The organism is Paractinoplanes lichenicola (genome assembly GCF_016785085.1).
Classification (GTDB): Bacteria; Actinomycetota; Actinomycetes; order Mycobacteriales; family Micromonosporaceae; genus Actinoplanes; species Actinoplanes lichenicola.
This window is the reverse complement of record NZ_JAENHO010000010.1, coordinates 171,297-187,056: the sequence shown is the minus strand read 5'-3', so window position 1 is coordinate 187,056 and position 15,760 is coordinate 171,297. Positions and strand designations below refer to the sequence as shown.

Below are 15,760 nucleotides of genomic sequence, written 5' to 3'. Positions count from 1 at the left end.
TTTGTTGGAGAATCGGGAATGGCGGCGTCGGGCGTCGCGGTTGAACCCCTCGCATGACGAAAAGCAAGGGAAGAGAGAAGACGTATGAGCATCGGACCGATCGGACCGACTGGTCCCGGCCAGTGGGACGACTTCTTCGCGCGCTTCTTCGGTGCGGCGGACCCGCGCCGCTCGGCGCGCATCGATATCACCAAGTACATGAGCGGCGACGCGCGTGAGGTGCTCTCCGCCTCCGCCCGCCGCGCGGCCGAGCTCGCCGATCCGGATCGTCCGGTCGCCGACCTGGACACCGACCACCTGCTGTGGGCGGTCCTCCAGCAGGAGTCGATGAAGCAGACCGTACGCCGTGCGGGCGCCGACCCCGAGTCGCTGCTGTCCGCGCTGGGCCGTCCGGCCGGCGTCCGTGAGGAGCTTCCCGCCCAGGTCGCGCTGACCCCGGCCGCGAAGCGCGCGCTGCTCGACAGCCTGCAGATCTCGCGGGCGCTGGGCTCGTCGTACGTGGGTCCCGAGCACATCCTGATGGCGCTCGGCCTCAACCCCGACTCCGCGGCGGGCCGCCTGCTGGCCGGCAAGCTCGACCCGCAGGCGCTGCAGCAGCAGGGCAACGCCGAGCCGAAGCCGAGCCAGGGCCGAGGCGGCACCCCGAGCAACCCGAACACCCCCACGATCGAGCAGTTCGGCGTGGACCTGACCGAGATGGCCCGCCGCGGCGAGATCGACCCGGTGATCGGCCGGGCCGACGAGATCGAGCAGGCGGTCGAGATCCTCTCCCGGCGCACCAAGAACAACCCGGTGCTGATCGGCGAGGCCGGTGTCGGCAAGACCGCGATCGTCGAGGGCCTGGCCCAGCGCATCGTGGACGGCGACGTGCCGCTGACCCTGGAGAACAAGCGGGTCATCCAGCTCGACCTGGCCGGCCTGGTCGCGGGCACGCGCTACCGCGGCGACTTCGAGGAGCGCCTGCGCAAGGTCATCGACGAGATCCAGAGCGAGGGCGACAACCTGATCGTCTTCCTCGACGAGATCCACACCCTGGTCGGCGCCGGTGGCGGCGGCGACGGGGGCGGCATGGACGCGAGCAACATGCTCAAGCCGGCCCTGGCTCGCGGGCAGCTGCGGGTGGTCGGCGCGACCACGCTCGACGAATACCGCAAGCACATCGAGAAGGACGCGGCCCTGGCCCGGCGGTTCCAGCCGGTGCTGGTGGGCGAGCCGTCCGTCGAGGACACCGTGGCGATCCTGCGCGGGCTGCGCGACAACTACGAGGCGCACCACCAGGTGCGGATCACCGACGAGGCGCTCGACGCCGCGGCCGAGCTGTCCGACCGTTACATCACCGACCGGTTCCTGCCGGACAAGGCGATCGACCTGATCGACCAGGCCGGCGCGCGGGTGCGGCTGCGGGTCAAGACCCCGGACGCGGGCGTACGGGAGAAGGAGCGCCGCCTCGACGAGCTGTCCCGCGACCGTGACCAGGCCGTGGCGGCGGAGAACTACGAGAAGGCGTCCGCGCTGCGCGACGAGATCAACCAGCTCAAGGCCGAGATCGAGCGTGGCTCCTCCGCCGAGGGTGGCGTGCCGCAGGTGACCGAGGCCGACATCGCCGAGGTCGTGTCGCGGGCCACCGGCATCCCGGTCGCGCAGCTCACCGAGGAGGAGCGGGAGCGCCTGCTGCGCCTCGAGGGGCACCTGCACGAGCGGGTGGTCGGGCAGGACGACGCGGTCGTGGCGGTGGCCGAGGCCGTACGGCGGTCGCGGGCCGGACTGGGTGACCCGGACCGGCCGGTGGGCAGCTTCCTGTTCCTCGGCCCGACCGGTGTCGGCAAGACCGAGCTGGCCCGTTCGCTGGCCGACGCGCTGTTCGGCGACTCGGACCGGATGATCCGGCTCGACATGAGCGAGTTCCAGGAGCGGCACACCGTGTCGCGGCTGGTCGGGGCGCCTCCCGGCTACGTCGGCTACGACGAGGCGGGGCAGCTGACCGAGGCGGTGCGGCGCCGCCCGTACAGCGTGGTGCTGCTCGACGAGATCGAGAAGGCCCACCCGGACGTGTTCAACATCCTGCTGCAGGTGCTCGACGACGGGCGCCTGACCGACAGCCAGGGCCGCACGGTGAGCTTCAAGAACACCGTGCTGATCATGACCAGCAACCTGGGCTCGGACCTGATCAACGGCACCCGCCGCAGCGTCGGCTTCGGTGCGGCCGGCGGCGCCTCGCCCGACGAGGAGCTGCGCGACCGGCTCGACCGGCGGCTCAAGGAGCAGCTGCGGCCCGAGTTCATCAACCGGATCGATGAGATCATCATCTTCCGGCAGCTGGAGCAGGAGCAGGTCCGGCAGATCACCGAGCTGATGCTCGACGAGACCCGGCGCCGGCTGCGCAACCAGGACGTCACCCTGGAGATCACCACCGCGGCGGTCGACTGGCTGGCCGAGAAGGGCTTCCAGCCCGAGTTCGGCGCCCGCCCGCTGCGCCGGGTGATCCAGCGTGAGCTGGACAACCGGTTGTCGACGATGCTGCTGGCGGCCGACCTGGCTCCCGGCCAGACGGTCAAGGTGGACGTGGCCGACGGGGTGCTGACCCTGACGGCCGACTCGCCCGCGAAGGTCTGATCGAACGACGAGAGGGGCCCGGCATCACGCCGGGCCCTTTGTCATTTGTCGACGGCGGCGAGGCTGCCGACCACGCCCAGCTGCGGATAGTCGGCCATCCAGTCGACGAAGTCGGGGTTGCGCTCGACAACCTCCTGGTAAGCCTCCTGGGCCATCTCCATCAGCTTGGGCGAGCTGTTGGCGGCCTGCGAGTCCGGATGCCAGCCGAGCACCAGCCGCCACCGCAGCGGGGCTCCGCGCAGCGGCCGCGACGTCAACCCGGCCGGTGGGCGGAACGTGCCCTGGCAGAGCGCGAGCGCCATGCCCGACTCGACCATGTCGATGCAGCCGCGGACGTCGCTCTCGAGCATGCGCCGCGGGGTGAAGCCGGCCCGGGCGCAGGCGGCCGCGAAACAGTCGCCGAAGCAGCCGTCGCCGGTGGCCGCCACCCACGACTCCGAGGCCAGCTCGGCCAGGTCGACGTCGGTGCCCTTGCTGCCCGGATGATCCTCGGGCATCAGCGCGCAGATGCCGTCGATCGCGATCGTCTGCCAGACCAGGCCGTAATCGGCCGACGGGAAGGCGTCGCCGCACACGCCGACCTGCGCGTAGTCGAGCTTGCCGGCCAGCACCATGTTGGCCAGGTCGTCGACGTAGTAAGAGGCGTGGGTGGTGATCTGGGCGTCGGGCTGGGCCTGGGCGAGCCGGGACACCATGCCGCCGATGATCGGGCCGCCCAGGGCCCCGATCCGATAGCGGCTCATCGTGTCGACCCCGGTCGCGCCGGCGAGCCGGGCCGCCTCGTCCTGCAGGCCCTTCATGGCCGGCAGCAGGACCCGGGCGCGGGCGAGGACCAGCTCGCCGAGCGCCGTGGGCCGGGCCCCGCGACGGTCCCGCTCGAACAGCGGGCCGCCCAGAGTGCGTTCGATGCGCTGCAGCTGCGCGGTCAGAGCCGGCTGGGCCAGCCCCAGCTGCGAGGCCGCCTTGGTCACGCTGCCGGTCTCTGCGATGGCGCAGACCACCTTGAGATGACGCAGCTCCAGGTTCATAACGTGACGTTAGGACCAAGAAGACATCGAAGGCTAGACCTATAGACGGATGAAAGATCCCCCGTATGTGACAAATCGGTTAACGAATCCGGTGATTTGCCTACAAATCCCTGGCGTACGTGGTTCGGCCGGTGACGGCATCGCGGAGTTTGTCCACGACGGCGACGGCCGGGTCGACCACCTTGTTCCAGGGCGGCGTCGACGGGGTGCCCGGGTGGGGGCGGGTCGGCGCGGCCTCCTCGGCGGTCTCGAACCGGTTGCCGACCCGGATCAGATCCTCGATCGGCACCATCTGCACAAGAACGGGCAGCAGCTCCTCGGCATCGGCGTCCACGTGCCGGCGTACGGCGTCCGCCACGTTCTTGATCTTCTCGGCCGACAGCTCCCGCTGCAGTTGTTGCAGAGTGATCAACAGCTGACGGTCCTCGGCCAGCTCGCGGGCGGCCAGCTCCTCGCCGCCCGGCACGGTACGCCGTACGGCGGGGTAGAGGTATTGCTCCTCCGCGCTCAGGTGCCGGGACAGCTCGGCGATCACGACGCCGGCCAGGCGCTTGTCCTCGGGCGCGGCGGTCAGCCGGTCGCACAGCTCGAGCAGCTCGCGGTGCTCCTCGGTGACCACGTCGACGACATTACGGCCCGTGGTCTCGCCACCCAGGGGCGGCAGGGGAGGAAGATTCAAGGAAGACACGGCGCCGCTGATACCCCCCACTCGGTTCCGACGAAACCTACGTCCGCCACCCCACCCGCCACCCTTTGATCTGACTAAAGGCTCGTTACATGCTGCTGGTAAGAAGGTCAAATGGAAGCTACCCCCGCCGACGAGGTCGTGGGCATCTGCCGCGACCTGCTGCGCATCGACACCACCAACACCGGCGACCCGCGCACCACGGTCGGTGAGCGGGCCGCCGCCGAATACGTCGCCGCCAAGCTGGGCGAGGCCGGCATCGACGTCGAGCTACACGAGTCGGCGCCGAAACGGGCCAACCTGGTCGCCCGCATCCCCGGGGCCGACCGCAGCCGCGGGGCCCTGCTCGTGCACGGCCACCTCGACGTGGTGCCGGCCGACGCGAGCGAATGGTCGGTCGACCCCTTCTCGGGCGAGGAGAAGGACGGCTACCTCTGGGGCCGCGGCGCGATCGACATGAAGGACTTCGACGCGATGATGCTCGCGGTCGTCCGGGACTGGTCCCGTACGGGCTACGTGCCCCCGCGCGACATCGTGCTCGCCTACACGGCCGACGAAGAGGCCGGCATGGAGTACGGCTCGCAGTGGCTGGTCAACAACCACCGCGACCTGTTCGACGGCTGCACCGAGGCGATCGGCGAGGTCGGCGGGTATTCGTACACGGTCAACGACGACCTGCGCCTCTATCTCGTGCAGACCGCCGAGAAGGGCCTGGACTGGCTGCGCGTGCACGCCACCGGCCGCCCCGGGCACGGCTCGTTCATCCACGACGACAACGCGGTCACCACCCTGGCCGAGGCCGTCGCGCGGGTCGGCCGGCACCGCTTCCCGACCGTGGTCACCCCGACCGTACGGGCGTTTCTCGAGCAGGTCGGCGACGCGCTGGAGATCGACATCGATCCGGAGAACCCGGAGGTGGCGATCGCCAAGCTGGGCCCGATCGCCAACCTGATCGGCGCGACCATCCGCAACACGGCCAACCCGACCCGGCTCGAGGCGGGTTACAAGGACAACGTGATCCCCGGCCGGGCGTCGGCGACGATCGACTGCCGCACGCTGCCCGGCGAGGCCGACCGGTTCCTGGCCGAGCTCAAGGAGCTGATCGGGCCCGACGTCGAGATCGAGCACGTGCACCAGCAGCCGGCGGTCGAGACCGAGTTCTCAGGCGAGCTCGTCGACGCGATGGGGGCGGCGCTGCGCGCGGAGGATCCGGGGGCGCGTACTGTGCCGTACCTGATGTCCGGGGGCACCGATGCGAAGGCCTTCTCGACGCTCGGCATCCGTTGCTTCGGGTTCGCCCCGTTGCGGCTTCCCGCCGACCTGAACTTCGCCTCCCTGTTCCACGGCATCGACGAGCGCGTCCCGGTCGAGGGACTAAAGTTCGGCGTGCGTGTGCTCGACCGTCTGCTCCGCAACAGCTGACCCTGTGGAAGGAACCGAACCGATGACCGACCAGAACGCGGAACTCGATGCCGCCCTCGAGCGAGTGATCGAGGCCTCCCGGGCGCATCTCGCGGCGGTCAAGGCGGCCGAGGGCCGTGTCGACGACGACGGCGTGTGGCAGGCCTACGTCGACTTGAACAACGCTTCCTTCGCGTATGACGAGAAGCTGCTCGACGCGTACGGGGAAGTGACGCCGTGGGACGTCGAGTCGATCGACCCGAACGAGGCCGACCAGCGCTTCGGCCTGGGCGTCAACGGCTTCGAGGCGGGCGACGGCGCCGACCCGTATCCGCAGGTGCTCTCGGTGCGCCAGCGCCGCGACTACCGGGTGCCCAGCGTGTCGGCCCTGCTGCGCCGGGCCGAGGACGCCCGCCGTCAGTCCGTGCCCGAGGAGGAGGACGCGGGCCCGGTCGAGAGCGTCGGCGAGGCCGTGCTCGAATTGCTGCAGGCGGGCGACGGGTCGCTGTCGTCGCTCGACGTGCCCGAGCTGGAGCCGCTCGACGGCCTGCTCACCGTCAGCGAGATCGCGACGCCCCTCGACCTCGACGAGTTCGAGGACTCCGACGGCGACGGCCCGTTCGCGCCCAAGGAGGGCGACCTGCTGGTGGGCCGGCTCGACGAGCACCCGTTCCTGCCCGACGAGGACGAGCACGACCACGACCACGCGGGTCACCAGCACTGAGCCTCGGTTGTCACTGAGAAGGCCCGTCCACTCGGACGGGCCTTTCTCAATAGCTGAGCCCCGGCTGCGGGCTGGGCTGGATGCGCCGGCGGAGCATCACCTTGCGGCTGCCGTCGGCGAAGAGCTGAACCCGGGCCAGCTCCCACCCCGAGAACTCCGCCTGAATGGCAAGCCTCGCCGCCGCGGTCAACCGATCGACATTCGAGGGCAACCGCAGCGGCGCGTATTCGTAGTCCATGGCACCTAGACTGCACCCCCTGCCGGGCGCCCGACAAGCACTGACCAGCGCTTATCCCGGTGCCGAGCGGTTTGGCCTGGTCAACCGGGCGCGCTGCGGCGACGATCACACGCCGGCCCCGCCCAGCCGGCCTTGCGGGCAATCCGCTCGACCGCGTCATCCTGCGCGAACGCGCCCAGGAACTCGCCTGGGCGCGGGGGCTCGGCGCGCCGGTAGGCGTTCCATCGATCAGGCCCGTTGCGGTGGATCCAGCCCACGAATTCACCCTTCCAGTGGACGGCGTAGCCGCCGAGCGCGCTGGGCTTCAACGTGACACCGGCCGGCAGACCGGCGCCGGCTGTGCTCGGCATCGTGCACTCCCAGGGGGTGAGCCCGCGTCCCGCCTGATCGATCCAGGCGACCCGACGAGACGCGGGGGTCGGGAAGCGGACAGACTGAAGACTCCGCTTATCAGGGATGCTTCAGGCAGCATCTTCTCAACGCAACGGTTACGCGACAGAACGGCTCAAGTGGATACGTTCGGCCGAAGCGGGTTACGCGGCGAAGAGTGATGCGGTTACGCCACGGGCCGGAAAGGGGTTACGCGGTGAGTGCCGACAGCGGCGGATCAACAGTGCCCAGGAGGCAACTGGGCCGGAAGCTGAGAGAGCTGCGCGAGGCCGTTCCGTTGACGGTGGCTCAGGCCATCACGGCGCTGGAGTGGAGCAAACCGCGCTTGTGGCGGTACGAAACCGGGCAGGTGCCGATCCACCCGAATGACGTGGACACCATGTGCCGTGTCTACGGGGCTGACCCGAGTGTCACCGAGGCGCTGAAAGAATTGGCGCGGCAGAGCAAAGCCAAGGGGTGGTGGCACGCCTATTCCGACATTCCCGAATGGTTCCAGCTTTTCCTGGGGATGGAGTCCGCGGCGTCGCGCCTTCGTCAGTACGAGGCGGAAGTGATTCCCGGCCTGCTGCAGTCCCCGGGTTACGCGCGGGCGATGATCAGTCGCGGGCCGATCAAGGGATTGCCTCCCGAGTCCGTCGAGCGGCGCACCGAGATGCGGATGCAGCGCCAGCAGATCTTGACGCGTAAGGACCCGAAAGCGCCACAGCTGGACGTGGTCCTCAGCGAATCGGCCTTGGTCCGCGGCTTCACCCCGAAGATCATGACCGATCAGCTCGCCTGCCTCCTGGCGTTCGCGGAGCGGCCGAACGTCTCCATTCGGGTCCTGCCGTTCAGTGCGGGCCCGCATACCGCCTACCAAGGCGCGTTCGTCATTCTTGATTTTCCCCGCGAGTCCACGGCTCGTGACCCGGAGCCGACCACGATCTATCAAGAGTCACCCACGGGAAGTCTTTATCTAGACAAACCATCCGAAGTGGAAACCTACTCGTCCATCTGGGATGACCTCAGTACAGTGGCTTTCGATCAACCGGCATCCAGGGCCTTGATCGAGGAGAAAGCAAAGGAGTGGTCCCGGTGATCCACGACCTGACAAACGCCCGGTGGCGCAAGGCGACCCGCAGCGGGCAGAGCGGCAATTGCGTCGAAGTCGCCACTAATCTTTCCGATGTGGTTCCGGTTCGGGACACGAAAGACCGGGACGGCGGAACCCTGACGTTCACTCCGGATGCCTGGGCCGACTTCATCGCCGGTGTCAAAGCCGGCGAGTTCGACCTCTGAACGAAGACGCCCCGCTCCCGGGAGGGGGCGGGGCGGCCGCGCTCGTGGGCGGGCAGGTCGACGCCGAGCAGGCCGCGGGCGGCGGTGATCTCGAGCTCGCGGGTGCCGCCCAGGAACGGCGGGACGGCCGCCACGACCAGCGCGACGGCGGCGGTCACGAAGGCGCCGGCCACGTTCTCCCCACTCGCCGCGATCGCCTGCCCGAGCAGCACGGCCACCAGCACGTACGGGAGGAGGACGACCGCACCCAGCAGCAGGAAGACCCCGCGCCGATAGGTGGTGGCGCGGAACAACTCAGCCCTCGCCGTCCGGGTAGCCGACCCCTTCGCGCTCGGGATAGCCGACGTCGATGGCCGACACGTCGTCGAGCGCGTGGGCGATCTCGGCCGGCAGCGCCAGCTCCTCGCTCAGCAGCGCGCCCTGCAGCTGTCCGGCCGTGCGCGCGCCCAGGATCGGGGCGGCCACCCCGGGGCGGTCGCGGATCCAGGCCAGGGCGACCTCGACGGGGGAGACGCCCAGCCCCGACGCCGCCGTGGCGACCGCCTGCACGATGCTGGAGCTGCGCGGCTCCAGATAGGTCTGCACGAACGGGGCCAGATGCTCGGTGGCGGCGCGCGAGTCGAGCGGGCGGCCGTTGCGATATTTGCCGGTCAGCACGCCCCGGCCCAGCGGCGACCAGGCCAGCACCCCGAAGCCGAGGGCCTGCGAGGCGGGCAGCAGCTCGCGCTCGATGCCGCGTTCGAGCAGCGAATACTCCATCTGGGCGGCCACGATCGGGGCCCGGCCGGGGTAGGCCGACTGCCACGTCGCGGCGCGGGCGGTCTGCCACGCGGCGAAGTTCGAGACGCCCACATACCGTACGCGGCCGCTGTTCACGGCATGGTCGAGCGCGCCCAGGGTCTCGTCGAGCGGGGTCATCGGGTCGTTGCCGTGCACCTGCCACAGGTCGACGTAGTCGGTGCCGAGCCGGCGCAGCGACGCGTCGAGCGAGCGCAGCAGGTTGCCGCGGGAGCCGTCGCGGCGGCGATAACCGTGCGGGGTCAGGCCGGCCTTGGTGGCGATCACCACCTCGTCGCGCGGGACGAGATGGTCGAGCAGCGAGCCGATCACCGACTCGGCGTCGCCGTCGCCGTAGACGTCGGCCGTGTCGAGCAGCGTGCCGCCGGCCTCGAGGAAGAGCTTGAGCTGCGCGGCCGCGTCGTCCGGGTCGGTGTCGCGGCCCCAGGTCATGGTGCCTAGCGCGAGCCGGGAGACCGCCAGCCCGCTTCGGCCTAGCGGTCGTTGCAGCATGAGTGAACCTTATTCGCGGATTGTCAAGAGCGAAATCCTCCGGGCGCACGCCCTTCGCGTGTCGCGCGGGTCAGTAGGCTTCGGGGGACGTCGTCGTCAGTGGGAGGCAGATCGTGCGGCTCGGACTCAACCTGGGTTATCAGGCGGCGTGGACCACGCCCGCCGATCACTTGGCGATGGCGCAGGAGGCGGACCGGCTCGGCTACGCCGTCGTGTGGTCGGCCGAGGCGTACGGGTCGGACGCGGTCAGCATGCTGGCCTGGATCGCCGGCCAGACCCGGCAGATCGACCTGGGCGCGGCGGTGATGCAGATCCCCGCGCGCACCCCCGCGATGACCGCCATGACCGCGGCCACGATCGACACGCTCTCCGGCGGCCGGTTCCGGCTGGGCCTGGGCGTCTCGGGCCCCCAGGTCTCCGAGGGGTGGCACGGCGTGCGTTTCGCCAAACCCCTCTCCCGTACGAGGGAGTATGTGGAGATCGTCAAGATGGCGATCGCCCGCGAGCCCGTGTCCTATCAGGGCGAGCACCACACGCTGCCGCTGCCCGACGGCCCCGGCAAGGCGTTGCGGCTCGGCTTCCGGCCGCCGCGCGAGGCGGTCCCGATCTATCTGGCCGCCGTCGGCCCCAAGAATCTGGAGCTCGCCGGTGAGATCGCCGACGGGTGGCTGGCCATCTTCTTCGCGCCCGACGCGGCGGGGGAGTATCTGCAGCACATCGAGCGCGGCCGGGCCAAGCAGGGCCTCGGGCTGACCGGCTTCGACGTGGCGCCCAGCGTGCCGGTCGTGGTGGGCGACAACGTGGCCTGGTGCGCCGACGTCCTCCGGCCGTACGCGTCGCTCTACGTCGGCGGCATGGGCAGCCGCGAGCAGAACTTCTACAACCAGCTCGCCGTGCGGATGGGCTACGCCGACGCCGCGGCCAAGGTGCAGGAGCTCTATCTCAGCGGCAAGAAGGCGGAGGCGGCCGAGGCCGTGCCGCAGGAGTTCATCGAGCGCACCTCGATCCTGGGCAACAAGATCCAGGTCAAGGAGCGGATCAAGCAGTACGCGGCGGCCGGGGTCGGCACGCTGTCGATCAGCCCGTACGTCGGCGATCTCAAGAGCGGCCTCGACAGCCTGCGGATCGTCGCCGAGGCGTACGAAGAGTCCGGCGTGGCCGAGTAGTGGCCACCGTTCTGCTGCTCCGGCACGGGCGCACGACCGCCAACGCCACCGGCGAGCTGGCCGGTCGCCGTCCCGTGGAGCTCGACGACACCGGGCGGGCCCAGGCCGAGCGGGCGGGCGAGCGGTTGCGGCCGTTGCCGCTGGCCGCCGTGGTGACCAGCCCGCTGATCCGCTGCCGCACGACGGTCGAGCTGGCCCTGCCCGGCGCGGCCCCGGTGGTCGACGAGGGCCTGACCGAGTGCGGCTACGGCGACTGGGAGGGCCGCCCGCTCAAGGAGCTGGCCAAGGAGCCGCTCTGGCCGGTCGTGCAGCAGCACCCGAGCGCCGCGGTCTTCCCCAACGGCGAGGCGATGGCGGCGATGTCGGCCCGCGCGGTGGCCACGATCCGGCGCTGGGATGCCCGGATCACCGAGTCGCACGGGCCGGACGCGCTCTGGCTGGCGTGCAGCCACGGCGATGTGATCAAGGCCATCGTGGCCGACGCGATGGGCCTGCATCTCGACCAGTTCCAGCGGCTGGTGGCCGACCCGGCGTCGATCAGCGTCATCCGCTACACGCCGACCAGGCCTTTCCTCGTCCGGCTGAACGACACGGCCGACCTGGCGGCGCTGATCCCGCCGCCGTCGCAAGATGGTGCGCGCTCGGACGCGGCGGTCGGCGGGGGCGCCGGCGGCGGGGCCTGACTGCTCTCTGTGACGGGTGTGTCACCACTGGTGGATGCGTGTTGCGCCCTCGGCGAACCCGGGCCGATCGGGATGCGCGGGGTGGTCCGGTCGTGGATAGGGTTGTCGGCATGACCCACCAGGTGCACTCGTTCGAGCCGCCGGAGCGGTTCGTCGCCGGGACGGTGGGCGAGCCTGGCGACCGGACTTTCTTCCTCCAGGCACGTGGCGGCGGCCGGGTGGTCAGCGTCGCGCTGGAGAAGGTCCAGGTGTCGCTGCTCGCCGAGAAGCTCGAGGAGCTGCTGGCCGAGGCGACCAAGCGCTTCGGCGTCTCGCTGCCCGAGCTGCCGGTGCTGGCCACGCACGACAACGAGCCGCTCGACACCCCCGTCGACGAGGAGTTCCGGGTCGGCACGCTGGGCCTGGCCTTCGACGTCGACACGAGCACCGTGGTCATCGAGGCGATCGAGGCCGGCGAGGCCGAGGTCGAGATCGAGCTGGGCGACGACGAGCCCGCCGTCACCGACGATGACGACGACGAGGACGACGAGCCCGACGACGACCTCGACCGGCTGCGGGTGCGGCTGACCCCCGAGGCGACCCGCGCGTTCATCGACCGCGCGCGCCGGGTGGTGGCGGCCGGGCGGCCGCCGTGCCCGTTGTGCGGCCAGCCGCTCGACCCGGCCGGTCACCTCTGCCCCCGGCACAACGGCTACCACCGGTGACCACGGAGCCCGCCGCCGTGCTGGCCGAGGGCGACGCTCTCGACCTGCTGCAGCGCGGCCGGCTCGAGATCGAGGGCCGGCTGGTCGACGCGTCCAACACCACGCTGCGAGCCGAGATCACGCTCGACGGGCTGACCCGCCGCTGCGTCTACAAGCCCGTGCAGGGCGAGCGCCCGCTGTGGGACTTTCCGGACGGCACGCTGGCCGGCCGCGAGGTGTCGGCCTATCTGGTCTCGCGGGCCACGGGCTGGGATCTGGTGCCCCCGACGATCCTGCGGGACGGCCCGATGGGGTCGGGCGCCCTCCAGCTGTGGATCGACGAGCCGGCCACGGCCGAGTCGCTGATCGGCTTCGTGCCGGCGTGGGACGTGCCCGAGGGCTGGCTGCCGGTGGCCAACGCGCGCGACGAGGACGGCGAGGCCTACGCGCTGGCCCACGCCGACGACCAGCGGCTGGCCCGGCTGGCGGTCTTCGACGCGGTGATCAACAACGCCGACCGCAAGGGCGGCCACGTGCTCTACCCGGCGACCGGCGCGATCCACGGGGTCGACCACGGCGTCAGCTTCCACGTGGAGAACAAGCTGCGCACGGTGCTCTGGGGCTGGACCGGCAAGCAGCTGATCCCCGAGGCCACCGAGGTGCTGACCGCCCTGCTGGCCCGGCTCGACGGCGAGCTCGGCGAGGCCCTGGAGGAGCACCTGACGCTCACCGAGGTGCAGTGCGTGCGCAAGCGGGCCCGGCGCCTGCTGCGGGCCGGCCGCTTCCCGCAGCCGCCCGAGGACTGGCCGGCCATCCCGTGGCCCCCGGTGTAGTTGTCGTTTTAGCCACGCCCGAGGGCGTCTCCCAGCAGCGCTGGATAGGCTCCTGACCATGGATACTTGGACCGGGCACGACGTGCCGACCCTGCCGGGCGAGGCCCCCGCGCCGCGCCTCTACGACTCGGCCCGCCGCGAGATCGCCTCGACGGCGCCCGGTTCCACCGCGACGATGTACGTCTGCGGCATCACGCCGTACGACGCGACCCACCTCGGTCACGCCGCCACCATGATCACGTTCGACCTGGTCAACCGGCTCTGGCGCGACGCCGGTCACGACGTCAACTACGTGCAGAACGTGACCGACATCGACGACCCGCTGCTCGAGCGGGCCGAGCGCGACGGCGAGGACTGGATCGTCCTCGGCATGCGCGAGACGGCCCTGTTCCGCGAGGACATGGAGGCGCTGCGGATCATCCCGCCGGCGCACTACGTGGGCGCGGTCGAGTCGATCCCGGCGATCGTCGAGCACGTGCTCGAGCTGCTCGCCTCCGGCGCGGCGTACACGCTCGACGACGGCACCGGCGACGTCTACTACTCGATCGCCGCGGCCCCTCGCTTCGGCTACGAGTCCAACCTGTCGCGCGACGAGATGCGCGTGCTCTCGGCCGAGCGCGGCGGCGACCCCGACCGCGCGGGCAAGCGTGACCCGCTCGACCCGCTGCTGTGGCGTGGCGCCCGCGACGGCGAGCCCGCGTGGGAGGGCGGCGACCTCGGCCCCGGCCGCCCCGGCTGGCACATCGAGTGCACGACCATCGCCCTGGGCCGGCTGGGCGACACGATCGACGTGCAGGGCGGCGGCAGCGACCTGCTCTACCCGCATCACGAGTGCTCGGCCGCGCACGCCGAGACGCTGACCGGCCGGGCCCCGTTCGCCGCGCACTACGTGCACGCGGGCATGATCGGGCTCGAGGGCGAGAAGATGTCGAAGTCGAAGGGCAACCTGGTCTTCGTGTCCCGGCTGCGCGCCGACGGCGTCGACCCGATGGCCGTACGGCTGGGGCTGCTGGCCGGGCACTACCGCAGCGACCGGGAGTGGACCGACGACGTGCTCAAGACGGGGGAGGAGCGGCTCGCGCGCTGGCGTTCGGCCGCCGCCGCTCCGGCCGGGCCGTCGGGCGAGGGGCTGCTCTCCGCCGTACGGGAAGCTCTGCGGAACGACCTGGACGCGCCCGCGGCGCTGGCCGTGGTGGACGCGTGGGCCGAGGCCGCCCTGTCGAACGCCGGCGACGACGACCAGGCGCCGGCGCTGATGGCCCGTACGGTCGACGCATTGCTCGGCATCCGCCTCTGAGCAGACCGTGGCCACGGGCGACCCTAATCGGTCGCACCTGGTTACGGACGGGTTTTCGAGTTTACGACCGAATTGGTCGTACTTAGCAGGAAACCGGCACAATTCCCGGACGAAGGGACGAGACTTTCGGTCGTCCTACTTTCGTCCGAAAGGAACCATCATGCGTCGTCCGGTTATGTACCTCGCTGGCCTGCTGCTGGCCTCCGGCGCGAGCCTCGCCCTCGCGGGACCCGCCCAGGCTGCCGTCTCGCACGACAACGGTGCCTCGAAGTCCTCGCACTACTGGTGCGACGAGGACGACTACTACGGCTACAGCCACCACCACCGTCGTCACCACCACCGCCACGGTGGCGGCTACGACTTCTACTACGGCGACAGCTACACCATCAACAACGGCATCCTGAACGGCAACCGCATCGGCATCGACATCTTCTGAGTGTCTTAGCGGTTCAGGGCTGTCCCCAGCCTTGAAAAAACCCGAGGGAGCAGCCGGCCCCTCGGGTTTTTGCTTTCCCGCGCCGGCTTTGCCTACGCCTACGCCAGCGCCAGTCCGGGATCGGTGTCCGGGGTCTGCGGCATCGCGGCCGGGATCTTGTATTCCTCGGTCAGGGTCGTCATCGGGCCCGGCCACGTCGCCTGGGCCACCTCGATCGGCTTGCGCGTCTCGTCGAACGCCACGTGCAGCAGGTGCAGCACCGGGGTGTCGGGGCGGATCTGCAAGACCTCGGCCTCGTCGCGGCTGGGCTGCCGGGCGGTGATCGTGTCGGTGGCCGAGGCGTACCGCTTGCCGAGCACCTCCTCGGCCTCCTGATAGAGCGGCCGGCCGAACGCCTCGGCCCGCTCCAGCGAGGTGCCGCTGACGTCGGTCACCCGGAACCACGAGGCGCCGATCTCGACCGTGGCGTCGTCGGTCTTGACGAGATGCCGGCGGGCGAGCATCTCCGTGCCGTCACGGACACCGAACGCGTCGGCCACCTCGGGCGGGGCGGGCTCACGGCGTACGGAGACCAGGGTCTGGCGATAGCGGGCGGCGAGATCGGCGTGATAGCCCCGGTGCGCGCCGTAGCGGCCCCGGGACAGCCGGTTCAAACGGCGGCGGGTGCCGCGGACGTACGTGCCGGAACCGGGTTTGGTGATCAGGATGCCCTCGACGCGGAGCTGGTCGACGGTGCGCTGGACGGTCTGCTTGGCCACCCCGAACATCTCGGCCATGGCGGGGATCGAGGGCAGGCGCTCCCCGGGCTGCCAGTCGCCGCGGCGGATGCGCTCGCGCAGCTGAGTGGCGATCTGGCGGTGGGGGAACTCGGCCGCCCCGGGGTTGATCGTCATTGCCGGCCTCCTTGCCGTTGCTTGCCGATCTCAGCACACCTAGGTTCCTAGGATGCCTCAGCGGCTGGGACACGCCCAGCAACAACACGCCCACGCCCCGGCACGTCGCTGCCGGCATTCCA

Annotated in this window: 17 protein-coding genes; 11 read left to right on the top strand and 6 right to left on the bottom strand. The window is 70.6% G+C overall.

Annotated features, from left to right (window positions below):
- The first annotated feature begins 84 nt into the window (after positions 1-84).
- On the top strand, positions 85-2,613 hold the full coding sequence (locus JKJ07_RS32675; RefSeq protein ID WP_202995728.1) for an ATP-dependent Clp protease ATP-binding subunit: 2,529 nt from the start codon (positions 85-87) through the stop codon (positions 2,611-2,613).
- A 41-nt stretch (positions 2,614-2,654) separates the two neighbouring features.
- Here the strand turns inward: JKJ07_RS32675 and JKJ07_RS32670 are convergent, their stop codons facing one another.
- Positions 2,655-3,641 (bottom strand): LysR family transcriptional regulator, encoded by a 987-nt coding sequence (locus tag JKJ07_RS32670; RefSeq protein WP_202995727.1) that lies wholly within the window; start codon positions 3,639-3,641, stop codon positions 2,655-2,657.
- A gap of 100 nt (positions 3,642-3,741) precedes the next feature.
- Positions 3,742-4,329 (bottom strand): hemerythrin domain-containing protein, encoded by a 588-nt coding sequence (locus JKJ07_RS32665; RefSeq protein ID WP_307834520.1) that lies wholly within the window; start codon positions 4,327-4,329, stop codon positions 3,742-3,744.
- A gap of 111 nt (positions 4,330-4,440) precedes the next feature.
- Here JKJ07_RS32665 and JKJ07_RS32660 point away from each other — a divergent pair, with 111 nt between their 5' ends.
- Entirely contained in the window at positions 4,441-5,748 is a 1,308-nt protein-coding gene (locus JKJ07_RS32660) for a M20/M25/M40 family metallo-hydrolase (protein ID WP_202995725.1), read from the top strand.
- Between the two features lie 22 nt (positions 5,749-5,770).
- A complete protein-coding gene (locus JKJ07_RS32655) occupies positions 5,771-6,451 on the top strand; it encodes a hypothetical protein (RefSeq protein WP_202995724.1) in 681 nt (226 codons plus the stop codon).
- Between the two features lie 46 nt (positions 6,452-6,497).
- On the opposite strand, the gene JKJ07_RS32650 is transcribed toward JKJ07_RS32655, so the two are convergent.
- Together JKJ07_RS32650 and JKJ07_RS32645 are read right to left on the bottom strand one after the other, a co-directional pair.
- Positions 6,498-6,689, bottom strand: a complete 192-nt coding sequence (locus JKJ07_RS32650) for a DUF5703 family protein (RefSeq protein WP_184949708.1) — start codon at positions 6,687-6,689, stop codon at positions 6,498-6,500.
- Positions 6,690-6,769: 80 nt separating this feature from the next.
- Positions 6,770-7,039, bottom strand: a complete 270-nt coding sequence (locus JKJ07_RS32645) for a hypothetical protein (protein ID WP_202995723.1) — start codon at positions 7,037-7,039, stop codon at positions 6,770-6,772.
- 236 nt (positions 7,040-7,275) lie between these two features.
- Between JKJ07_RS32645 and JKJ07_RS32640 the strand changes: the two genes are divergently transcribed.
- Together JKJ07_RS32640 and JKJ07_RS32635 are read left to right on the top strand one after the other, a co-directional pair.
- Complete coding sequence (locus JKJ07_RS32640) at positions 7,276-8,157, top strand: helix-turn-helix domain-containing protein (protein WP_307834519.1); 882 nt, start codon at positions 7,276-7,278, stop codon at positions 8,155-8,157.
- On the top strand, positions 8,157-8,357 hold the full coding sequence (locus JKJ07_RS32635; RefSeq protein ID WP_202995978.1) for a DUF397 domain-containing protein: 201 nt from the start codon (positions 8,157-8,159) through the stop codon (positions 8,355-8,357). Before JKJ07_RS32640 ends, JKJ07_RS32635 begins: the two co-directional genes overlap by 1 nt.
- Positions 8,358-8,651: 294 nt before the next feature.
- Here the strand turns inward: JKJ07_RS32635 and JKJ07_RS32630 are convergent, their stop codons facing one another.
- The gene (locus JKJ07_RS32630) at positions 8,652-9,647 is read right to left on the bottom strand and encodes an aldo/keto reductase (RefSeq protein ID WP_202995721.1); all 996 of its coding nucleotides are present in this window, start codon (positions 9,645-9,647) and stop codon (positions 8,652-8,654) included.
- A gap of 113 nt (positions 9,648-9,760) precedes the next feature.
- Here JKJ07_RS32630 and JKJ07_RS32625 point away from each other — a divergent pair, with 113 nt between their 5' ends.
- The 6 genes from JKJ07_RS32625 to JKJ07_RS32600 all read left to right on the top strand — a co-directional run bounded on the left by JKJ07_RS32625 (position 9,761) and on the right by JKJ07_RS32600 (position 14,745).
- Positions 9,761-10,813 carry an LLM class F420-dependent oxidoreductase gene (locus tag JKJ07_RS32625; protein ID WP_202995720.1) on the top strand — a complete coding sequence of 351 codons (1,053 nt, stop codon included), beginning with the start codon at positions 9,761-9,763 and terminating at the stop codon, positions 10,811-10,813.
- Positions 10,813-11,496 carry a histidine phosphatase family protein gene (locus JKJ07_RS32620; protein WP_202995719.1) on the top strand — a complete coding sequence of 228 codons (684 nt, stop codon included), beginning with the start codon at positions 10,813-10,815 and terminating at the stop codon, positions 11,494-11,496. Before JKJ07_RS32625 ends, JKJ07_RS32620 begins: the two co-directional genes overlap by 1 nt.
- Positions 11,497-11,606: 110 nt before the next feature.
- On the top strand, positions 11,607-12,200 hold the full coding sequence (locus JKJ07_RS32615) for a DUF3090 domain-containing protein (protein WP_202995718.1): 594 nt from the start codon (positions 11,607-11,609) through the stop codon (positions 12,198-12,200).
- Positions 12,197-13,012: an SCO1664 family protein gene (locus JKJ07_RS32610; RefSeq protein ID WP_202995717.1), complete on the top strand. Its 816-nt coding sequence runs from the start codon at positions 12,197-12,199 to the stop codon at positions 13,010-13,012. Before JKJ07_RS32615 ends, JKJ07_RS32610 begins: the two co-directional genes overlap by 4 nt.
- A 58-nt stretch (positions 13,013-13,070) precedes the next feature.
- A complete protein-coding gene (gene mshC, locus JKJ07_RS32605) occupies positions 13,071-14,309 on the top strand; it encodes a cysteine--1-D-myo-inosityl 2-amino-2-deoxy-alpha-D-glucopyranoside ligase (protein ID WP_202995716.1) in 1,239 nt (412 codons plus the stop codon).
- A gap of 160 nt (positions 14,310-14,469) precedes the next feature.
- Positions 14,470-14,745 (top strand): hypothetical protein, encoded by a 276-nt coding sequence (locus JKJ07_RS32600; RefSeq protein ID WP_202995715.1) that lies wholly within the window; start codon positions 14,470-14,472, stop codon positions 14,743-14,745.
- A gap of 98 nt (positions 14,746-14,843) precedes the next feature.
- Here JKJ07_RS32600 and JKJ07_RS32595 read toward each other — a convergent pair whose 3' ends face one another.
- Positions 14,844-15,638 carry a GntR family transcriptional regulator gene (locus tag JKJ07_RS32595; protein WP_202995714.1) on the bottom strand — a complete coding sequence of 265 codons (795 nt, stop codon included), beginning with the start codon at positions 15,636-15,638 and terminating at the stop codon, positions 14,844-14,846.
- Positions 15,639-15,760 lie beyond the last annotated feature (122 nt).